General features: G+C 73.4%; 16 protein-coding genes. 11 read left to right on the plus strand and 5 right to left on the minus strand.

Features of this window, described 5'->3' with window-relative positions:
- Positions 1-499: 499 nt before the first annotated feature.
- The 3 genes from ACFXOZ_RS23315 (at position 500) to ACFXOZ_RS23325 (ending at position 3,396) form a co-directional block, all read left to right on the plus strand.
- Positions 500-733, plus strand: coding sequence for a hypothetical protein (locus ACFXOZ_RS23315; RefSeq protein WP_380592418.1), 234 nt, complete (start codon positions 500-502; stop codon positions 731-733).
- Between the two features lie 367 nt (positions 734-1,100).
- Positions 1,101-2,333 (plus strand): DNA sulfur modification protein DndB, encoded by a 1,233-nt coding sequence (locus ACFXOZ_RS23320; RefSeq protein WP_380526597.1) that lies wholly within the window; start codon positions 1,101-1,103, stop codon positions 2,331-2,333.
- A 670-nt stretch (positions 2,334-3,003) separates the two neighbouring features.
- Positions 3,004-3,396, plus strand: a complete 393-nt coding sequence (locus ACFXOZ_RS23325) for a hypothetical protein (RefSeq protein WP_380526598.1) — start codon at positions 3,004-3,006, stop codon at positions 3,394-3,396.
- 114 nt (positions 3,397-3,510) lie between these two features.
- Here the strand turns inward: ACFXOZ_RS23325 and ACFXOZ_RS23330 are convergent, their stop codons facing one another.
- Positions 3,511-4,512 carry a hypothetical protein gene (locus ACFXOZ_RS23330; protein WP_380592420.1) on the minus strand — a complete coding sequence of 334 codons (1,002 nt, stop codon included), beginning with the start codon at positions 4,510-4,512 and terminating at the stop codon, positions 3,511-3,513.
- Between the two features lie 307 nt (positions 4,513-4,819).
- Here ACFXOZ_RS23330 and ACFXOZ_RS23335 point away from each other — a divergent pair, with 307 nt between their 5' ends.
- Positions 4,820-5,287: a hypothetical protein gene (locus tag ACFXOZ_RS23335; RefSeq protein WP_380592422.1), complete on the plus strand. Its 468-nt coding sequence runs from the start codon at positions 4,820-4,822 to the stop codon at positions 5,285-5,287.
- 201 nt (positions 5,288-5,488) lie between these two features.
- Here ACFXOZ_RS23335 and ACFXOZ_RS23340 read toward each other — a convergent pair whose 3' ends face one another.
- Positions 5,489-5,752, minus strand: coding sequence for a dsRBD fold-containing protein (locus tag ACFXOZ_RS23340; protein ID WP_363437335.1), 264 nt, complete (start codon positions 5,750-5,752; stop codon positions 5,489-5,491).
- 283 nt (positions 5,753-6,035) lie between these two features.
- On the opposite strand from ACFXOZ_RS23340, the gene ACFXOZ_RS23345 reads away from it, so the two are divergent.
- From ACFXOZ_RS23345 to ACFXOZ_RS23360, 4 genes are all read left to right on the plus strand, one after another.
- On the plus strand, positions 6,036-7,001 hold the full coding sequence (locus tag ACFXOZ_RS23345) for a DMT family transporter (protein ID WP_380592424.1): 966 nt from the start codon (positions 6,036-6,038) through the stop codon (positions 6,999-7,001).
- A gap of 8 nt (positions 7,002-7,009) precedes the next feature.
- Complete coding sequence (locus ACFXOZ_RS23350; RefSeq protein ID WP_380592425.1) at positions 7,010-7,717, plus strand: DUF6629 family protein; 708 nt, start codon at positions 7,010-7,012, stop codon at positions 7,715-7,717.
- A 405-nt stretch (positions 7,718-8,122) separates the two neighbouring features.
- A complete protein-coding gene (locus ACFXOZ_RS23355) occupies positions 8,123-8,851 on the plus strand; it encodes a hypothetical protein (RefSeq protein ID WP_380592427.1) in 729 nt (242 codons plus the stop codon).
- 127 nt (positions 8,852-8,978) lie between these two features.
- Entirely contained in the window at positions 8,979-10,778 is a 1,800-nt protein-coding gene (locus ACFXOZ_RS23360) for a helix-hairpin-helix domain-containing protein (RefSeq protein ID WP_380592429.1), read from the plus strand.
- Positions 10,779-10,866: 88 nt separating this feature from the next.
- Here the strand turns inward: ACFXOZ_RS23360 and ACFXOZ_RS23365 are convergent, their stop codons facing one another.
- Together ACFXOZ_RS23365 and ACFXOZ_RS23370 are read right to left on the minus strand one after the other, a co-directional pair.
- Entirely contained in the window at positions 10,867-11,757 is an 891-nt protein-coding gene (locus tag ACFXOZ_RS23365; RefSeq protein WP_380526608.1) for a carbohydrate kinase family protein, read from the minus strand.
- Positions 11,758-11,760: 3 nt separating this feature from the next.
- Entirely contained in the window at positions 11,761-12,777 is a 1,017-nt protein-coding gene (locus ACFXOZ_RS23370; protein ID WP_380592431.1) for a pseudouridine-5'-phosphate glycosidase, read from the minus strand.
- Between the two features lie 138 nt (positions 12,778-12,915).
- On the opposite strand from ACFXOZ_RS23370, the gene ACFXOZ_RS23375 reads away from it, so the two are divergent.
- Positions 12,916-13,818 (plus strand): LysR substrate-binding domain-containing protein, encoded by a 903-nt coding sequence (locus tag ACFXOZ_RS23375; RefSeq protein ID WP_380526610.1) that lies wholly within the window; start codon positions 12,916-12,918, stop codon positions 13,816-13,818.
- 158 nt (positions 13,819-13,976) lie between these two features.
- Positions 13,977-15,659: a peptide-N4-asparagine amidase gene (locus ACFXOZ_RS23380; protein ID WP_380592433.1), complete on the plus strand. Its 1,683-nt coding sequence runs from the start codon at positions 13,977-13,979 to the stop codon at positions 15,657-15,659.
- A gap of 357 nt (positions 15,660-16,016) precedes the next feature.
- Here the strand turns inward: ACFXOZ_RS23380 and ACFXOZ_RS23385 are convergent, their stop codons facing one another.
- The gene (locus tag ACFXOZ_RS23385; RefSeq protein ID WP_375893646.1) at positions 16,017-16,694 is read right to left on the minus strand and encodes a response regulator; all 678 of its coding nucleotides are present in this window, start codon (positions 16,692-16,694) and stop codon (positions 16,017-16,019) included.
- Positions 16,695-16,885: 191 nt separating this feature from the next.
- On the opposite strand from ACFXOZ_RS23385, the gene ACFXOZ_RS23390 reads away from it, so the two are divergent.
- The gene (locus tag ACFXOZ_RS23390) at positions 16,886-18,481 is read left to right on the plus strand and encodes a purple acid phosphatase family protein (RefSeq protein ID WP_380592435.1); all 1,596 of its coding nucleotides are present in this window, start codon (positions 16,886-16,888) and stop codon (positions 18,479-18,481) included.
- Positions 18,482-18,536 lie beyond the last annotated feature (55 nt).

Here is an 18,536-nt window from a genome sequence, read left to right on the forward strand (position 1 = left end):
CCGCTACGACAAGCGGGCCTACGTCTTCCATGGCACGGTCACCGTCGCAGCGATCCGCCTCTGGCTCCGACCATGATCCGCCGGACAGAACCTAGGCCGATGGGCCACCTGAACCGGGTTCTGCCGCAGGTGACAGTGTCAGCAGGTCATCGATGCAGCTGTGCTGCCAGGGACGCCTGGCAGCGAAGAGAGGGGACTAGGTAGGGAGGAGCGGGCCGGTAGCGACGTGCGGCACCGGGCTGCCGACCGCCCCGGATAAATCCGTTGGCACCGAGAGCTTCCGAATGACAAGACTGCACCGGTGAACACCCCGCTACCGCTGCCCGGCCAGGGCCATCGCCCTGGTGCGTGCCGTCTTCGATGCCGTCTCCCTGCTTCTCCGCCCCCATCCACGGCAGAAGCGGCAGCCGTCGACACAGGCCAGGCACAGCCTGAGGGCCGACTCGCCCGGCTGTGGGAGGAACACCGGTGCGCCCTGTACCCCGACGGCTTCCGCGGCGTGGACATCGAGGGCGTGGAGCTGATCCTCCTGGACGCCGACGTCGCCGGCCTCGTCCGGCAAGAGTTGGACGGTGGGCTCGACGACAGTGGCATCGCCGTGCTCTGGGCGTGCATCGCCGGCCTCGACAAGGTCGTGCCCCTGATCAACTCGGAGTACTGCGCTTCCTACTTCGCGAGACTTCGGACGCTGGCCAAGCTCGCAGCAGCACGCCACATCCCCACCGCGACCTGACCGGTGGAGTCGTAACCGCAATCTCCCACGACCCTCGTCAGGTTCGGGCCCGGCCGCGTTCGATGCTGCTCCCCCCTGCGCGCCTGACGGTCGTGCCGACGTCGTAGCAGGGTGGCGGACTGCCCGTTGCCTCTGCGCCCTCGCCGCACCCGTGGGGGCGGTGCGTTCCGCGGACGCCCGCCTGGCAGGGAACTGCGGCCCGCAGCTACCTCATCGAGGGGATCCTTCCCACCGCAGCAGCTCCTCCCTCACCTGTATGCTGCGTCATCGAGCAGATCCTCCACCTCAGTTGACCGTTGGTATGCCATCGGACACCTTCCCCTGACATGACGCAGCGTCAAAGCAGTGCGCTGCAAAGGGAGAGAGTGTGTCCATAGCCACGTTCCCGAAGCCGGTCACCACCGGCTTCCCGATCAAGCTCCTGGTCGTCCGCGAAGGGGTCATGGCCAACGCGGTCATCGACGGGGAGAACCTGCTCCACCTCGTCAACGACCCGGCGAAGGTCGAGGAGGACGCCAAGCGCGCCGCGAAGGCCGGCTACGAGGTCGACCCCTACGCCCGCATGCGCGCCGAGGTGCAGCGGCCCATCGGCACTGCGGCCAGCAAGAAGGCGAAGAACGTCGGCGAGTACGCGGACTACATCGCGGCCGGCCTGCGGGGGGACTTCGACAGCGCCTGGTCGGTTCCGCAGATCACCCTCTGGTCCCCGCGTCCTCTGGCGCCGGACGAGAACGGCGTCTGGCACCTGCCGATCCGTGACGGCCTGATCGCCCTCGACGCCGAGACCCAGGTCACGGCGCTGCACCGGATCAGGAAGAACCAGGCGGCGTACGGCTTGGAGGACTTCGACTTCGGCGAGATGAAGCTCTCCGTCGAGATCTTCCACGGGATCAGCGTCATGGCCGCCCGGCAGATCTTCCACGACCGCAACCTCAAGGGCGTTCCGGTCGACAAGTCCCTGGCCATGTCGATGGACGGCCGCGACTTCGGCACCACGGTGACGCGCAAGCTGATGGAGTCGCTCAAGGTGCCGGCCGGCGAGACCACGGTCCCGCTGTCCGGCCTGATCCTCACCGGCAAGCGCCAGGTGTCGGACAAGGCTCCCGAGTGGATGACGATGTCCGTCCTGCGGACCCTCATCTCCACGGCCATGCTCGGCAAGGCCGGCATCCATGCCGCCTCGACGGGTATCGAGTACGAGGACATCCCCGCCGACGGGAACAACGACCGCCCCGACCAGGCCGTCGTCCAGCGCGAGATCATGGAGACGGTCGGCACCTTCCTGGCGGAGAACGCCGAGCTCTTCCACGCCAAGACCGCCATCACCGCACCCGCGGTCGTGGCAGGACTCGGCGCGACCATGAACCGCACCATGTCCTGGTCCGCCGACCCGTTGCCCGAGGGCGTCACGCTCGACGCCCTCCTGACGGACGTCCAGTGGGACCGTGAGGCGAAGTACTGGGGCGGCGTCGCGGCCAAGGTCACCGACAAGGGCGCGGTCAGCTGGGCCGGTGGGGCCCGCGACTCCGGCCACAAGGTGTACGACGCGCTGAACTACCCGGAGACCGACACCGGCATGCAGATCCGCGGCCGCTTCTAGCCCGCGCGTGAGGGCGGCTCCTCCCCGGCAGCAGTGGGGAGGAGCCGCTCGGCGGTCTCGCACCCGGGCGGGTTCCCGACGGGCGTAGCTCTGGGCGGGTCCGGACAGGGTTGCCGACGAGAGCCCTGTCCGTCCGTCCGGTGCGACATCCCCCTGACGGACTCCGGAACGGTCCGAGCCGGCCGCACAGAGGTACGGCCGCGCTCCTGCGACGTTGACCGGTGCCCGTCGAGACATGTCTCTCGGCCAGGCTCTTGAGGGCGTCGTCGCCCGGGGACGTCGGAGCCGTGGGGTGTCCGTGTGGGAGGGTACGGGGCGATCACGAATCCTAGGGGGTGGGTCAGTGCGTACCCGTCATGTGGCGGTGGCCGGGGTTGCCCTGGCGATTCTCGGTGTATCCGCGTGCTCGGCCGAGCCGCAAGCCCGTCCGAAGGCCAGTGTCGGCGGGGGCTCCGAACGTGCGTCCCCGGACCGGCTGCGGAGCGACCTACTCACTCGGGACCGGCTTCCCGGCGGTTTCCAACTCCTCACGGAGGAAGTCAACCTGACGACGACCGGGGCCTCGCACACCCCGTCAACCGTCTCGATCGCGTCGATGCCGTGCTCCGAGCTCGGCGTCACGTCCTTCATGACAGCCCACGCCCCACCTGCGGAGGACGTAGCGGTGGGAGTGGAACGGACACCGGTCGGCGACGACGACCTCGGCTGGTTCGGCCAGGAGTCGCTCGACCGGTACGGGCCCGGGCAGGCGGCCGCGGTCATGGACGCCATCCGCAGTGTCGTCCGGGGATGCGCGAACTACACCAGGACACTCGCGGACGGTACTCGGCTCCAGGAGACCGCGTCCGTCACAGCGGCCCAGATGCCGGCCGACGACAGCCTGCTGCTGCACACCACGTCGGCGTTCCCCAGCGATCCGGACCCGTATGTCGGGGAGACTGCATTCGTTCGCATGGGCGATGTGATCCTCATGGTGCAGCAGGTGCCCGGCCAGAAGGCGTCACCGGACACGGAGCAGGTCCTCGCCGCCGCCGTGACGGCGTACCGTGCCGCTGGCGGTTGACACCGCGCATCCCGCTCGTTCCTGCGACTGTCCGCCTCGGACGCGGCCCGCCGGTCCGACCGTCCGGTGCCGGGGGCCGCGGCGGATCGGGCCACGGCACGGCGGGCCCGTCGGCTACATCAGGTCGCTGACGACCGGGTGGTGCGTGGAGACGGGGCAGTCGAGGACGCGCATGGTCTCCCGCCCCCCGAGGACGACGTCGGTCGGCCTCTGGTTCCGGCGCTGCTCGCTGGGAGCGCCTTCGAGGTGACCGAGGGGCGCCCAGCTCCGGGTGCCCCCGTCCCACTCGTCGGTCGCGATCGCCGCGACGAAGCGCATCGCGCTGTCGCAGGCGCCGCACCGCAGCGGTCCGTGGTAGCCCTGGTGGTTCCAGGGTTCGTGGCCTCCGAGCTTCCAGCCCGGGGCCGTCGAGAGGTCCCAGGAGTAGCGGGGGTCGTACTCCTCGGGGTCGTCGGGGTCGCCGAAGGTCGCCGTCTCCCACGCCTCGACCCGGTCCTCGAACCCCTCGCCCAGGAGGCCCGGGTGCGGGTACTCGGTCACCGGCTCCGGCCGCAGCAGGCACGGGGTCGGCAGGTAGCCGGGCTCGCCGACGGCCACCGGCTCCGGCGGCGTCAGGAAGCGCTCCCCCAGGTCGCCCGTACTGCGGTAGCGGACCTGGACCCACGGGCCGGCGACTCCGTTGCGGGGGGCCGTCGGGTCGTCGTAGACGTGCTGGAACGGGCACCACAGGATCTGGAGGACGTCCGTACCCTCCGGGAAGCCGTCGTACCCCGGCACGTCACGCGCATACACCTGCAGTACGGGCAGCAACGGCCACGACGTGTCCGCGGGTATCCCGTCCCAGGTGATCTCACCGTGGTAGGCGAACCTGGTCGAGCGCTCGCCCCGGACGTTGGCCGGACGGTGGGGCTGCCGGTGCCTCGGATGACGCCCACCCGGGCAGGTCGGCCATGCCTCGTCCGCAGGCCAGGCCGGCGCCCCTCCCACGGAGCTGTCGCCCGGGCCCGGGACCGCCGGTACGGGGTGCAGCCGGACCGCCGTCCTCGCATGGGCGGCGAGCTCGGGGAAGACCGAGGTGACGTCCAGCGGCCGCGGTGGCGAGACGACGGCCCTCATCGCCGTCCTCGACGGTTCGCCGCACGGTCGGCGCGGTCGACGGGAGACCCGTCGGACAGCTGTGGTCCCCGGGGCTGCCGGGCAGACGTTTCCTTGATCACGCACGGCATCGTACGGAGGACCGGGCGCCGGTGACAGGGGGTCCTCAGCCGTCCTCCCCGCACTTGGTGGGGAGCACCGTTCGCGCTGCGCATCGACCCGGCCGGGACGGGGACCACGCCCTGGGGGGCCTGCGGGCACCATCGAGCCGATGCCGGAATCCGGGCCTCCTGGTGGCGCGGCTGACGGCCGTGGGCAGAATGTCCGGATGGACCAGCTGACCACTCTGACCTGGCAGTACGTCGCGGGCCGCGTCGAGCCCGCGGAGCTGCCGATGGCCGCCGCCCACCTGCTCGTCGCCGGTTTCGACTCCCCTGCCCTGCGGGACCTCGCCGGCCGGGCCCCGAACGACGACACCGCCGAGGTCTTCCGCGAGGCGTTGGCGGAGCTCGGCAAGGCCCTGCCGGACGAGCGGACGGCCGACCGCTGCCTGATCCACCACCTGGCGGGCCTGCTGGCGGCTGGGGAGCTCGCACCGGCCACGGTGGCGGGAGAGGTCTGGTTCCTCGCCATGAGGGGGGACACCGAGGCGGAGGAGGCGTTCATCGACGCCATCGGGCCCGAGTACCTGATGGACGTCCGCGTGGAAGGCCCGACCGAGCAGTACCGCGCTTGGATGGAGGGGGTCCGCTCTGCCGCCGAACGGCTGTGCCGCACCGAGGCGCCGATCCGGTAGCCCGGGGAGGGCACCCCGACGCCCAGTGGCCGGCCCGTCATCCAAGTCCCGCTCCCCACATGCTACTTGGCGATGGCGATCAGCCGCCCCGGTGGGCACGGGCATGGGGGCACGGCCCCGACGGCCGGCTCGGACCTGACCGGCCGGGACGACGTTCCGCAACCGCCCGGGCGGCCCGTGCCGGGTTCGGCGTACGCGGGTTCAGTAGATGAGGTAGCCCGGGCGGTGTCCCTCGTCGTCGATCTCCCCGGTGGCCTGGGCCCGCAGCTTGCGGGACAGTTCCTCCAGGGCCCGGGAGGCCGCGACCTCCTCGCCGATCCTGGCGAGCGGGCGGTCCTCCGCGCTCTTCTCGGCCTCGCCGTGCGCGCTCAGGCCCGGCGCCCGCGCGCCCGTCAACCTGGCGTCGCACACCGTGTGCACGCCGTCTTCGTCGAAGCTGAGCTCCACGTCCCACTGGTTGTGCATGCCACACCTCCTGGCGCAGGCCCCCGTCGCGCCGGTCCCGGCCGACCCGGGCGGTGGGCCCGTGGCGGCCGCTCACACCAGCGTGCGCCCGCCCCGCCGGTGGCGGCAAGCGCGGGCCCGTGGCGGCAAGCGCGGGCCCGTGGCCACGGGCGGTGCCCGGCGCCGCGCCCGCTCGGCCCGGCCGCCGCCCCGGCGGTACGCTGACACAAGCGCGCCGCGATCGCCGTCCCTCCCCCGGAACCGCCGGCGCGGCGCGGGGCAGCGACAACCTGGTGGTCCCTCCGTGGCGGTCTTCCTCCTCGCTCTGAGCGCGGCCTGCTGTCTGGGACTCGGCTTCGTCCTCCAGCAGCACGCGGCGCAGCGGGCCCCCCGTGCCGACATGCTGCACTGGCGCCTGCTGCTGGACCTGATGCGGATGCCGGAGTGGCTGCTCGGCACCGGGTTCATGGTCAGCGGCCTGCTGCTGTCCGCGCTCGCGCTCAACCAGGGCGAGGTGTCCCTGGTCGAGCCGCTGCTGGCGACCAACCTGATCTTCGCCATGGCGCTGTCCCGGGTGCTGACCCGTCAGACCCTCGGCCGCTCCGGCTGGGCCGGGGTGCTGCTGCTCGGCCTGGGGGTGACGGCGTTCATCGTGGCCGGGCGGCCCACCGGCGGCGGTCCGCCCGCCGGGGAGCTGCGCCACTGGCTGGTGGTCGGCACGGTGGTCGGGCTGACCCTGCTGCTGGTCACCCTCGCCCGACGGCTGCCGCTGTTCGAGGAGGCCACCCTGCTGGCCCTCGCCGCCGGACTCCTCTACGGCCTCCAGGACGCGCTCACCCGCACCACCACCCAACGCCTCGACCACGACGGGCTGGCGGTGGTGCTGCGCACCTGGCAGCCGTACGCGGTGGTGGTGGCGGGCGTGGTCGGGCTGCTGCTGGTGCAGAGCGCCTTCGAGGCCGCCCCGCTGCGGATGTCCCTCCCCGCGCTGACCGCCGCCCAGCCGCTGTCCGGGATCGCCTGCGCGGTCGGCTTCCTCGGCGACCGCCTGCGGGTGACCCCGGGCGCACTGGCCTGGCAGACGGCCGGGCTGGTCGCGATCGTGATCGGGGTGATCGTGATCGGACGGCACCCCGCGATGCCCGGCAGCGTCCGCGAGACCCTGGAGTCCATCGGCGCGCCACCCGAGGACCGACCCGGCAGCGCCGAGAGCGACACCAGCGACACCAATGCCGCCCCCGACCCCGACCCCGACCGCAGAGCCGAGTAGGCCCACCGATGTGCTGGAGCGCCCAGGCGGACGCCGTGGCCGGCACGGTGGTCGCGGGCGTCGGCGTGGCCTGCCTGGTCCGCGCCCGACGGTCCGGGCGACCGCAGCGCCTGCCGCTCGCCGCGCTCCCGCTGGTACTCGGCGTGCACCAGCTCGTCGAATCCCTGGTCTGGCTCGGCACGGACGGCGAGCTGCCCGCCGGCCCCGCCGGGGCGGCCCGCACCGCCTGGGCGGTGATCGCCCTGCCGCTGCTGCCCGCCCTGGTGCCGGCCGGGGTGTGGTGCGCGGCCCGCGAACCCGGTCACCCCGCCACCCCCGCCCGTCGCCGGCTGCTCGCCCTCCTCGCCCTGCTCGGTGCAGCGGTGGCGGTACCGCTCGCGGTCGCCGTCGCCACCCACCCGGTGACAGCCACCCGGCACGGCCACACCCTCGGCTACGGAACCGGCGTCCCGCACCCCGCCCTGCTGCTCACCGGCTACCTCCTCACCACCGTCGGCTCCCTCCTCCTCAGCGCCGACCACCTGCTCCGCCGCCTCGGCCTCCTCACGGCAGCGGGCGCCCTCGCCTGCGCCCTGCTCTGGAGGTTCGCCTTCATCTCCACCTGGTGCGCCCTCGCCGCCCTCGCCAGCCTGCTCCTCCTCCACTGGTCCGGACACCCACCGAGACCCACCGGCACCCACCCACCCACACCAACCACCCACCTCCCCCTCACCTGACCCAGGCGAGAGGGACGCGCTGCGGGAGGGGGCGGTGGAGGGGGTGGCTGCGGAAGGGGGCGTTGCGGATGATTTTCAGACCGCCAACGGTCTCAACCCCCCTCGATGAGGGTCGGCGGTCGGAAAATCATCCAGCCCCCGGAGCTGCCACCCCCGGAACCGCCCCCGGCGTCACCCACCCTCCCGAGAGCCCACCCCCGAACCAAAGCCCCGCGCAGCGGCCCCCGCCACTCGGCGCCCCCGCCACCCCCCGCTCGGCGGGGTCCCCGCAGCCGTTCGCGTCCCGGAGCCGGATTGTCACCCGGGCGGAGTAGGCGCAGGCTGGCAGGAGGGCCAGGGAAGCGGCCCGCCCCGGTCGGCCGCGGAACAGATGACGGCCGTCGGTCAGGCACGAGGGGCAGGGCAATGGCACGCGGGAAGCTCTGGGGCTACGTCGCGTCGGGGGCCCGGGCGCTCGGCGCGCTCGGCGGCGCGAACGGCGCGGGCGGCGCCGAACGCAAGGGCGGCGGGGGCACTGCGGAGGGACTCGGCCCGTATCCGCCGATCTCGATGGCCGGCCCCCGGCCGCTGTCCCGTACGGAGCTGGACCGGCTGAGCTGGACCGGCCGCCAGGCCGGGTGCGAGCCCCAGGCGCGGCACGTGCAGGTCTCCGAGGTGGTCCGCCGGGTGGTGCGCGGCGGCGGCCGGGCGGCGGCGGTCACGTTGCGGCTGGCGCCGGGCCTGCCGGTGGTGGCCGGGGACGCCCGCCGGATGGAGGCCGCGATCGCCGGGCTGCTGGACCACGCGATCCGGCGCAGCCCGTTGGGCGGCCGGGTGCTGGTCCGCGCGGACGTCAAGCGCTCGGGCCCGTCGGCACCGCGCACCGCGACCGGGCGCACCGCAACCGGCCACGGCGTGACCGGACACGGCACGACCGGGCACGGCCGGGAGCGAGTGGAGATACGAATATCCGACCGCGGTTCGTACGAGCCGCCCGAGGCCCGCGAGTGGCTGCTGGCGGGCGTGCGGAGCACCGGACCGGTGGGACCGGCGTTGCACAGCCTGGTGCTGGCGGCCGGCGGCCGGCTCGCGGTGGAACCGACCCCCGGTGGCGGCATGACCGTCGTCCTGCTCCTCGGGGTCGCCTACGACTGAGCCACGCCCCGGCCACCGCCCCAGCCACACTCCCGGCGACCGCCACCGCCACCGCCACCGCCACCCCCGACCGCCCCCGGGCGCCCACCGCACGGCGAACGGCGCGCTCCGAACCTAGACTTGCCCCATGCCCCGGCTCAACGACCAGGTCAGGGAGCTGCTCCAGGAGTACGCCGACCTGATCAACATCACCGGCGGGGACGCCTTCCGGGCCCGCGCCTACGAGAAGGCCGCCCGGGCCGTCGGCGGCCACCCCGAGGACCTGGCCGGTCTGGACGTCAAGGGACTCCAGCAGATCCCCGGCGTCGGCAGGTCCACCGCCGAGAAGATCGCCGAGTACCTCGCCGGCGGGAGGATCTCCGCGCTGGAGGCCCTGCGCGCCGAGATCCCGTCCGGCGTACGGGAGATGATGGCCGTCCCCAGCGTCGGCCCCAAGCGCGCCCTCTCCCTCTACCGGGACCTCGGGATCGGCTCGGTGGACGAACTCGCCGACGCGATCCGCGCCGACCGGCTGTCCGGCGTGGCGGGCTTCGGCGAGCGCAGCGGCGAGAAGATCCTGCACGGCATCGAGCTGATGCGGCAGTCCGGCGGCCGGACCCTGCTCGACGCCGCCACCGAGCTGGCCGAGCAGCTGGTCGAGGCGCTGTCCGCCGTTCCCGGCTGCACCCGCTGCGCGTACGCGGGTTCGCTGCGCCGGATGCGCGAGACGGTGGGCGACATCGACGTGCTGGCGACCGCCGCCGACTCGGCCCCGCTGATGGCCGCGCTCACCGAACTCCCGTACGTGGCCGAGGTGATCGGCAGCGGGCCGACCAAGACCTCGGTCCGCACCACCGGGGGGATCCAGGTGGACCTGCGGGTCGTGCCCGAGGAGGACTGGGGCGCCGCGCTGGTCTACTTCACCGGGTCGAAGGCGCACAACATCAAGCTGCGCACGAGGGCGGTGCGGGCCGGCCTCAAGCTCTCCGAGTACGGGCTGTTCGAGGCCGCCGGCGACACCGGCAAGGGCCCGGGGAACGGAAAGGGCCCGGGGAACGGAAAGGCTCCGAGGAAGAAGGAGGAGGGCGCCAAGGTGGTGTCCGCGACCGAGGAGGAGGTGTACGCGGCGCTCGGGCTGCCCTGGATCCCGCCGCCGCTGCGCGAGGACCGGGGCGAGATCGAGGCCGCGTTGAACGGTGAACTCCCGGAGCTGATCAAGGAGTCGGACCTGCGCGGCGACCTCCACACCCACACCGACCTGACCGACGGCCTGGCCACCCTCACCGAGATGGTCGACACGGCGGCGGCCCGCGGCTACTCCTACTACGCCGTCACCGACCACGCGCCGGACCTGGTGATGCAGCGGATGACGGACGAGAAGATGCTGGCCCAGCGCGAGGAGCTGCGCCGACTCGCCGACCGTCACAAGAAGTTGCGCCTGCTGCACGGCACCGAGCTGAACATCGGCCCGGACGGCGGGGTGGACTGGCCGCCCGAGTTCCTGGCCGGCTTCGACGTCTGCGTGGCCTCCGTCCACTCGCACTTCACCCTGGACCGCGCCGCCCAGACCCGCCGGCTGGTCCGGGCCTGCGAGAACCCGTACGTCCATGTCATCGGCCACCTCACCACCCGGCGGATCGGCAGGCGCGGGCCGATCGACGTCGACCTGGACGCGGTGTTCGCGGCCGCCGCCCGCACCGGCACCGCGATCGAGATCAACAGCTCCCCGCAGCGGCTCGACCTGCGGGACGAGGACGTGCTGCGGGCCAAGCGGCACGGTGTGCGCTTCGCGGTCGACAGCGACGCCCACGCCACCGGCCAGCTCGGCTACCCGCGCTTCGGCATCGGCACGGCGCAGCGCGGGTGGCTCACCGTCGACGACGTGGTCAACGCCTGGACGTGGCAACGGTTGAAGCAGTTCCTCCGCAAGGACGCACTACGGAAGTAGTGCCCCGCACTACTTCCGTAGTTGCCGAGCCCGCAGTGCCCCACCCTCCTACCCCCGCCCTCCTACCCCCGCCCTCCTACCCCCGCCCTCACACCCCCCGGTCGATTCCCCCGGTCGAAGCCCCCGGCGAGGCCAGCACCCGCGCCGCGCTGCGGTGCCCGAGCCCGGCCGCCAGGTGGAGGTCCCCGGTGTCCAGGAACCCGGCCAGGAAGCCCGCCGCGAAGGCGTCCCCGGCCCCGGTGAGGTCCCGCACCTCGGCGACCGGCGGCACCGGCACGGTGAACAGCCCGTCCCCCGGCACGTCCACGGTGGTCGGCTCGGCACCCGCCTTGGTGACCACCGTCGAGGCCGCCAGCCGGGCCCGCTCCGGCCCGGGCAGGCCGTCCACCAGCAGCCCGAGGTAGGCGGACTCGGAGCGGTTGGCGAACACGAAGGTGGGCGCCAACTCGGCCAGCAGGGCCAGGAAGCGCTCCCGCCCGTACTGCTCCAGCATCCCGGTGGAGGAGGCGTCCACCGAGGTGGTGCCGCCCGCCTCCCGGACCCGGTCGAGCGCGTCGACCGCCGTCCGGCCGACCGGCTCGCCGTCGAAGGAGTAGGCGGGCACGTGCAGGTGGGTCAGTCCGCCCAACCAGTCGTCCGGGACACGTTCCAGCAGCTTGGCGGCGCCGCGGTCGGGCAGCATGGTCCGTTCGCCGTCGCGGTCGATCAGCACCACGATGCTGCCGGTCCGACCGTGCCGCTGCACCCGGACGTCCACGCCGTGGCCGCCGAGTTCGGCCACGATGCCGTCCCCGATGGCGTCCGCGCCGACGCAGCCGAGGAAGCGGGCCGGGTACTGTCCGGCGGCGAAGCAGGCGACGTTGGCCGCGCTGCCGCCGCGCCGCCGGAAGACCTGGGCGCCGGAGTCGGTGCCGTGGCGCAGCGGCCCGTCGACCCAGACCACGATGTCCTCGACGAGGTCGCCGAGCACCCCGAGCACGGGTCAGGCCCCGGCGGTCGCGGCGGCGGACCCGTCGGCCCGGCCGGCCCCAGCAGACCTACCGGCCCGGTCGACCCCACCGGCCCCACCCCCCAGGGCCGCCAGCGCCACCGCGATCTCCCCGCCCAGGCGGACGTTGCCGCGGTAGACCTCGACGTTGACCTCCAGGCTGCGCCCGCCGGTGTCGCGCTGGATGTGGTCGAGCAGGAACGGGGTGGAGGCGTTGCCGGTGATGCCCCGGCGCTCGGCCTCGGCCCAGGCGCGGGCCAGGATGCCGTCCAGCTCCTCCGGCGGCAGCTGCTTGGCCGGGTCGACCGGGTTGGCGATCAGCACGGCCTGCGGCAGGTCGAGCCGGTCGCGGGCGTCGATCACCGCGGCCGCCTCCGCCGCGGACTGCACGGCGAAGTTGATCTCGTGGCCGGAGTCGGTGACGTAGAAGCCGGGGTACTTGGTGGTGCGGTAGCCGATGACCGGGATGTTGAGGGTCTCGAAGCGCTCCAGGGTGGCCCGGATGTCGAGGATCGACTTCACCCCGGCGCTGATCACGGTGACCGGGGTGGCGGCCAGGGTGGTCATGTCGGCGGACTCGTCGAAGCTCTCGGCGGCACCGAAGTGGACGCCGCCGAGGCCGCCGGTGGAGAAGACCCGCACGCCCGCGCGGTGGGCGAGGAAGGCGGTGGCGGCGACGGTGGTGCCGCCGTGCCGGCCGAGCGCGGCGACCACCGGCAGGTCGCGCAGGCTGACCTTGTCCAGGCCGTCGGTGGCGGCGAGTTCGGTGATCTGCTCGGTGCTCAGGCCGACGGTGGGGACGCCCGCGTGCACGCCGATGGTGGCGGGGACGACGCCCGCCGCCCGCAGCTGCTGCTCGGCCTCCAGCGCGACCGCCAGGTTGCGGGGTCGCGGCAGGCCGTGGGTGAAGATCGTCGACTCCAGGGCGACCACGGGCCGGCCGTCGGCGACGGCCCGGGCGACCTCCTCGGAGATCTGGATGGCGGGGGTGCTGGCGGGCTGTCCGGTCATGGCGGGAGCTTCCTGTGAGATGCCACTGCGGTGGGGCAACGTGACGCTCAGCGTATGGACGGTTCGGATCGGAAACCAGAATGAGTCCTGGGGTTTCCGATAGCCGGTCAGCTATTGGTTCGCACTAGGATGACCCGCATGGGCTTCACCTTGCGGCAGCTGGAGGTCTTCCTGACCGTCGCCGAGACGCTGCACTTCGGCCGGGCCGCCGAGCGGCTGCACATCTCGCAGCCGACGGTCAGCCAGGAGGTCGCCCGACTGGAGCGGACGGTCGGGGTCGAGCTGTTCGACCGCAGCCGCCGCTCGGTCGCGCTGACCGAGGCGGGCGAGGTGATGGCGACCGAGAGCGCGAGACTCCTGGAGCAGGCCGGCGCGATGCTGGCCCGGGTCCGGCTGCACGAGGAGTCCCGGCTGGGGACGGCCCGGATCGTCGCCTCCCCGAGCGTGGCGAACCGGCTGCTGCCCGCCGTGGTCAGCCGGGCCGAACAGGAGCTGCCCGCGCTCGACACCGCCGAACTCGCCGTCGACACCGGCCAGGTCTCCGCCACCCTGGCCGGCGAACTCGCCGACATCGGCCTCGGCCGCTTCCTGGAGGACGTCCCCGGCTACCGGCTGGAGCGGATCGCCGACGAGCCGGTCCGGGTCGCCCTCGGCCGGGACCACCCGCTGGCCGCCCGGACGACCCTGCGGCTGGCCGAACTGCGCGACCTGCCCCTGCTGTTGTGGCCGCGCGAGCAGCACCCCCGGTACTACGACCACGTGCTCGGCCTGTGCGCGGAGCACGGCGTCGACCCGCCGGTGCTGGTCAGCCCGCCGCGGATCGTCGGCTCCCGGCTCTACCTGCTCGCCCGCAACCGCGCCTTCTCCCTGGTGCCCGGCTCGATGACCGGCCACCTCACCGAGGACGTGGCCACCGTACGGCTGGACGGCCGGGCCACCCTGCCGCTGGAGATGCAGTGGCGCACGGACGACCGCCGCCCCCCGATGGCGACGCTGCGCAACCTGATCCGCCAGGAGGCCGCGGCCCTGGAGGAGTGGTAGCGGCAACGGCCCGCCCCCGTTCCGGGAGGGCGGACCGACGCCCCGCCGGAGGGCCCGAAAGCAACTCTTGACGGTCACATGCCAGCGCCGGAAGGATGCCCGGATCAGCCACCCGGCCCGTCGCGCGCCGACGGGCCGCCCGACCCCGGGGACCCACCTTGGCCCTGTTCCCCCGGCGCTCCCCGCGCCGCCCGCTGCGCCGCCTCGCCGGACTGCTCGGCGCCGCCGTCCTCACCCTCGCCGGCACCCTGACCGCCGCCGCCCCGGCCCACGCCGACTTCGGCCGCGGCTACCACGACCCGGTCACCGCGACCAAGCCGCTCACCCGCCCCGACACCCGCTCCTGCACCGTCGAGGTGATGCACGACCGGGAGTTCCGCAACGGCTACGGCAACCCGCCCGACACCCCGTACACCGCCACCCTCACCCCGCCCGCCGACTGCGCCGGCCCCTGGTCCGCCGTGGTCCTCGACCTCCACGGGCAGGTCGCCGGGCGGCAGTTCGACCGGATGTTCAGCGTCCGCGTCGGCGGTGTCGAGGTCCTGCTGTCCTCCACCCCGGAGCCGTCCCCGGACGGCATCCAGTGGAACGTCGAACGCGATCTCACCCGCTACGCCCCGCTGTTCGCGGCCGGACCGCAGCCGTTCTCACTCGACCTCGCCAACGTCACCGACGCCACCTACACCGGCGTCTACAAGGTCTCGGTCGGCCTGACCTTCTACACCGCGAACGACCGCTGGCCCGCCGCCCACGGCGCCGACCAGGTGCTCACCACCGGCGCGTTCTCGCTCACCCAGGCCGCTCCGGGCACCGCCAAGGACCTCACCTTCCCGCAGAACCTGCAACGGCTGACCGCCGAGGTGTACGCGCGGGGCGGCGGCGCCTGCGAGGAGTTCGCCTACGCCTCCGCGCCGGACGCCTTCGTCGCCGCGAACCCGTCGATCGGCGCCTGCGGCAAGGGCCCGTTCCGCGAACTGAGGCTGACCGTGGACGGCCGGGTGGCCGGCGCCGTCTGGCCGTACCCGGTGATCTACACCGGTGGTTGGGACCCGCTGCTGTGGCGGCCGGTCCCCGGCATCTTCGCCTTCGACCTGCCCGCCTACCGGCTCGACCTCACCCCGTACGTCGGTCTGCTGCTCGACGGGCGCCCGCACAGCGTCGGCATCGCGGTGAACGCCTCCGAGGCGCAGAGCAACGACGTCTGGACCGGCCAGGTCAACCTGTTCGCCGAGGTCGACCACGACACCGCCCGCACCTCCGGGCAGCTCACCGACTACCGGGTCGCCCCCGAGGCCGCCGTCACCACCCGGCTCACCGACCACGGCGGCGGCAGCGGCGACTGGACCGTCACCGCCGCCCGGCACGACCTGGCCCGCGGCTGGGTGCAGACCTCGCACGGCCGGATCACCACCGAGGTCCGCGACGACCTCGCGTTCAGCTCCGCCCAGCAACTGCGCGACAGCGGCAACGACGTGACGCTGCACAACGGCACCGACCTCACCCGCACCACCGCCACCTGGGGCGGCGGACCGCACCGCACCACCACCGTGCACGAGGGCGAACCGCTGGACGTCACCTACAAGGTGACCCACGACGCGGCCGGGAACACCGACCAGAACACCGCGATGGACCTCGGCTACCACCGCGAGGCCACCACCGCGACCGGCGGCCACGTCACCGGGCGCAGCACCGTGGACCACACCCTGCGGCCCACCGCGACCCGCCACGACGGCGACCGCACCGTCCGGACCGGCAGCAGCACCGAGGACTACCGCAGCACCGGGCCGGACGGGCCGTACCACCGGACGCTGAGCTTCGTCGACGGGTGGCCGAAGCCCTGAGGCACTCCCCCCGAGGCCCCCGAGGCCCCCGGGACCCCCGGGGGCCCGACTTGCGAAATTCGCCCGATTTCGGACCGTTCACCCCTGGTGCACGGCTCGTAGGAAGCGCATGATGGGAGGTGGACCTGCGAGGTAGCTGAAGGAAGTTCGACCGCAGGAGGCAGTGGCGACAGGTCGAGACGGATCAGGGTCTGCCGCTGGTACTACCTCGGTCGACGATCGAACTACCGGCCGGAGGACGGGATGTCCGGAGGCCACCCCCACCTCGCAGGTTCCGCGCGTCCACGGAGCATCCCCTCGGCCCCGTGGACGCGCCCTCGCGCCCTGCCGCCCTCGGCCCTCGCGCCCTGCCGCCCGCTACCGCGGCACCGGGTACCCCATCTCCCAGGCGTGCACAGCGATCCCGACCCGGTTCGACACGCCCAGCTTGCGCTGGATGCTGGCCACGTGGGTCTTCACCGTCCCCGCGGAGATGAACAGTTCGGCCGCGATGTCGGCGTTGGTGCGGCCCGCCGCGACATGACCGGCGATCTCCACCTCCCGTTCGGTCAGCGGCACCACCACCCCCGCCGCGGCCGGACGCGCGGGCCGCCGCGGCGCCGTCACGTGCTGGAGCAGCCGCACCGTGACCGACGGGCTGATCAGGCTCTCCCCGTCCGCCGCCGCCCGTACCGCCTCGGCCAGCAGGGCCGGGCCGGAGCGCTTCAACAGGAACCCGGAAGCGCCGTGCCGCAGCGCCGGGTAGACGTACTCGTCCAGGTCGAAGGTGGTCAGCACCACCACCCGCACCGAGCCGGACAGCCGCCTCGTCACCTCCAGCCCGTCCAGTCGCGGCATCCGGATGTCCACCAGGGCGACGTCCGGCCGCAGTTGGGCCGCCAGCTCCAGCGCGGCGACGCCGTCCACGGCCTCGCCCACCACCTCGATGTCCGGCTGGGCGTCGAGGATCCGGCGCACACCGCGCCGGACGGCCTCCTGGTCGTCCGCGACCAACACCCGGATCACCCGCGGGCACTCACCGTTCGCACTCGTCACACCGGGCAGTCTCCCGCACCGACCGGCGGGCGGGAAAGGCCGGGAGGGGCCGGGAGGAACCGAGAGAGGCCGGAAGAGCCTGGGATACGACGGGAGGGCGGCGGGTAGGCCGGGAGGGCGGGGGAAGGCGCCGGGAAAGTTCACGCGGCCGGTCCGGCGCGGTTCACCTCCGCCCGGTGAAGCTGACCGCCATGAACGCTTCCAGTGGACGTCCGCCCGTCACCCCCTCCGTCAGCCGGCGCGGGCTCCTGGCCGGGGCGACCGGCCTGAGCCTCGGCGGCGCCGTCTCCCTCTCCGGCGTCGCGGCCACTCCCGCCGCCGCCTCCCCGCTGCTGTGGGAGCGGCCGGAGCGCTCCGGCGCGCCGCGGGTCGGCGGACTGCACCTGCAGTTCGGCTCGGACGCCTCGCGCGAGGTCACGGTCTCCTGGCACACCACCGCGTCCGTCTCCAACCCCCGGGTGATGTACGGGACTTCGCACGGCGGCTTCGGGCGCACCGAGCAGGCCGAGACCCGCACCTACCGGGACGCCAACTCCGGCACCGAGGTCCAGGTGCACCACGCCCGGATCGGCGACCTGCACCCCGACACGGACTACGTGTACGCGGCCGTCCACGACGGCGCCACCCCCGAACTCGGCACCGTCCGCACCGCCCCGCGCGGCCGGGCCGCCTTCACCTTCACCAGCTTCGGCGACCAGGGCACCCCCACCCTCGGCAAGCAGACCGCCAACGGCTACGCCAACGACAACCTCGGCAGCCCGGCCGCGGGCGACACCACCGCCGGGGTCGAGCGGGTCGCCCCGCTGTTCCACCTGCTCAACGGGGACCTCTGCTACGCCAACCTCTCCACCGACCGGGTCCGCACCTGGTCCGACTGGTTCGAGAACAACACCCGCTCGGCCCGCCACCGCCCCTGGATGCCCGCCGCGGGCAACCACGAGAACGAGAAGGGCAACGGTCCGATCGGCTACGGCGCCTACCAGGCCTACTTCGACCTCCCGGACTCCGACGCCGACGACGAACTGCGCGGCCTCTGGTACGCGTTCACGGCCGGCTCGGTGCGCGTCATCAGCCTCAACAACGACGACGTCGCCTACCAGGACGGCGGCAACAGCTATGTGCACGGCTACTCCGGCGGAGCCCAGCAGCGCTGGCTGGAGCGGGAGTTGATCGCCGCCAACGCCGACCCGGGGATCGACTGGATCGTGGTCTGCATGCACCAGGTGGTGATCTCCACCGCCGACAAGTTCAACGGCGCCGACCTCGGCGTCCGCGAGGCCTGGGTGCCGCTGTTCGACAAGTACGGCGTCGACCTGGTGGTCTGCGGCCACGAGCACCACTACGAGCGCTCCCACCCGATCCGCGGCCAGCAGCCCACCGACACCCGCACCCCGATCCCGGTCGCCACCGGCACCGAGACCGTCGACACCACCCAGGGCACCGTCCACATGGTCATCGGCGGCGGCGGCACCTCCGCCCCCTCCAACCACCTCTTCTTCACCCCGCCCAAGGCCCGGGTGATCACCGGCGTCGGCCCGGTCGACCAGGCCACCGGCAAGCGGCCCCCGGTCTACGTGATCGAGGACGCCCCCTGGTCCGCCTTCCGCGACGCCCAGAACCCGTACGGCTTCGCCGCCTTCGAGGTCGACCCGGGCGAGCGCGGCGGCCGCACCAGCATCGCCGTCACGTACTACTCCGTGAGCGGCCCGTACGGCGACCTCGTCCCGGTCGACCGCTTCACCCTCACCCGCCCGCGCGGCCTGCGCGGCGGCGGCCGGGGGCGCTGACCCTCCCCGCCCACGCCCGGGGGCGCGCTCAGGCGCCCCCGGGCACCCCCCGGGC

Source organism: Kitasatospora sp. NPDC059160 (assembly GCF_042755465.1).
Lineage (GTDB): Bacteria > Actinomycetota > Actinomycetes > Streptomycetales > Streptomycetaceae > Kitasatospora.

What these genes read in the sequence shown, in the direction of transcription:
- ACFXOZ_RS23330 (WP_380592420.1), bottom strand. Translation starts at nt 4,512, where the DNA reads ATGAGGGCCGTCGTCTCGCCACCGCGGCCGCTGGACGTCACCTCGGTC.
- ACFXOZ_RS23335 (WP_380592422.1), top strand. Translation starts at nt 4,820, where the DNA reads ATGGACCAGCTGACCACTCTGACCTGGCAGTACGTCGCGGGCCGCGTC.
- ACFXOZ_RS23340 (WP_363437335.1), bottom strand. Translation starts at nt 5,752, where the DNA reads ATGCACAACCAGTGGGACGTGGAGCTCAGCTTCGACGAAGACGGCGTG.
- ACFXOZ_RS23350 (WP_380592425.1), top strand. Translation starts at nt 7,010, where the DNA reads ATGTGCTGGAGCGCCCAGGCGGACGCCGTGGCCGGCACGGTGGTCGCG.
- ACFXOZ_RS23355 (WP_380592427.1), top strand. Translation starts at nt 8,123, where the DNA reads ATGGCACGCGGGAAGCTCTGGGGCTACGTCGCGTCGGGGGCCCGGGCG.
- ACFXOZ_RS23360 (WP_380592429.1), top strand. Translation starts at nt 8,979, where the DNA reads ATGCCCCGGCTCAACGACCAGGTCAGGGAGCTGCTCCAGGAGTACGCC.
- ACFXOZ_RS23370 (WP_380592431.1), bottom strand. Translation starts at nt 12,777, where the DNA reads ATGACCGGACAGCCCGCCAGCACCCCCGCCATCCAGATCTCCGAGGAG.
- ACFXOZ_RS23375 (WP_380526610.1), top strand. Translation starts at nt 12,916, where the DNA reads ATGGGCTTCACCTTGCGGCAGCTGGAGGTCTTCCTGACCGTCGCCGAG.
- ACFXOZ_RS23390 (WP_380592435.1), top strand. Translation starts at nt 16,886, where the DNA reads ATGAACGCTTCCAGTGGACGTCCGCCCGTCACCCCCTCCGTCAGCCGG.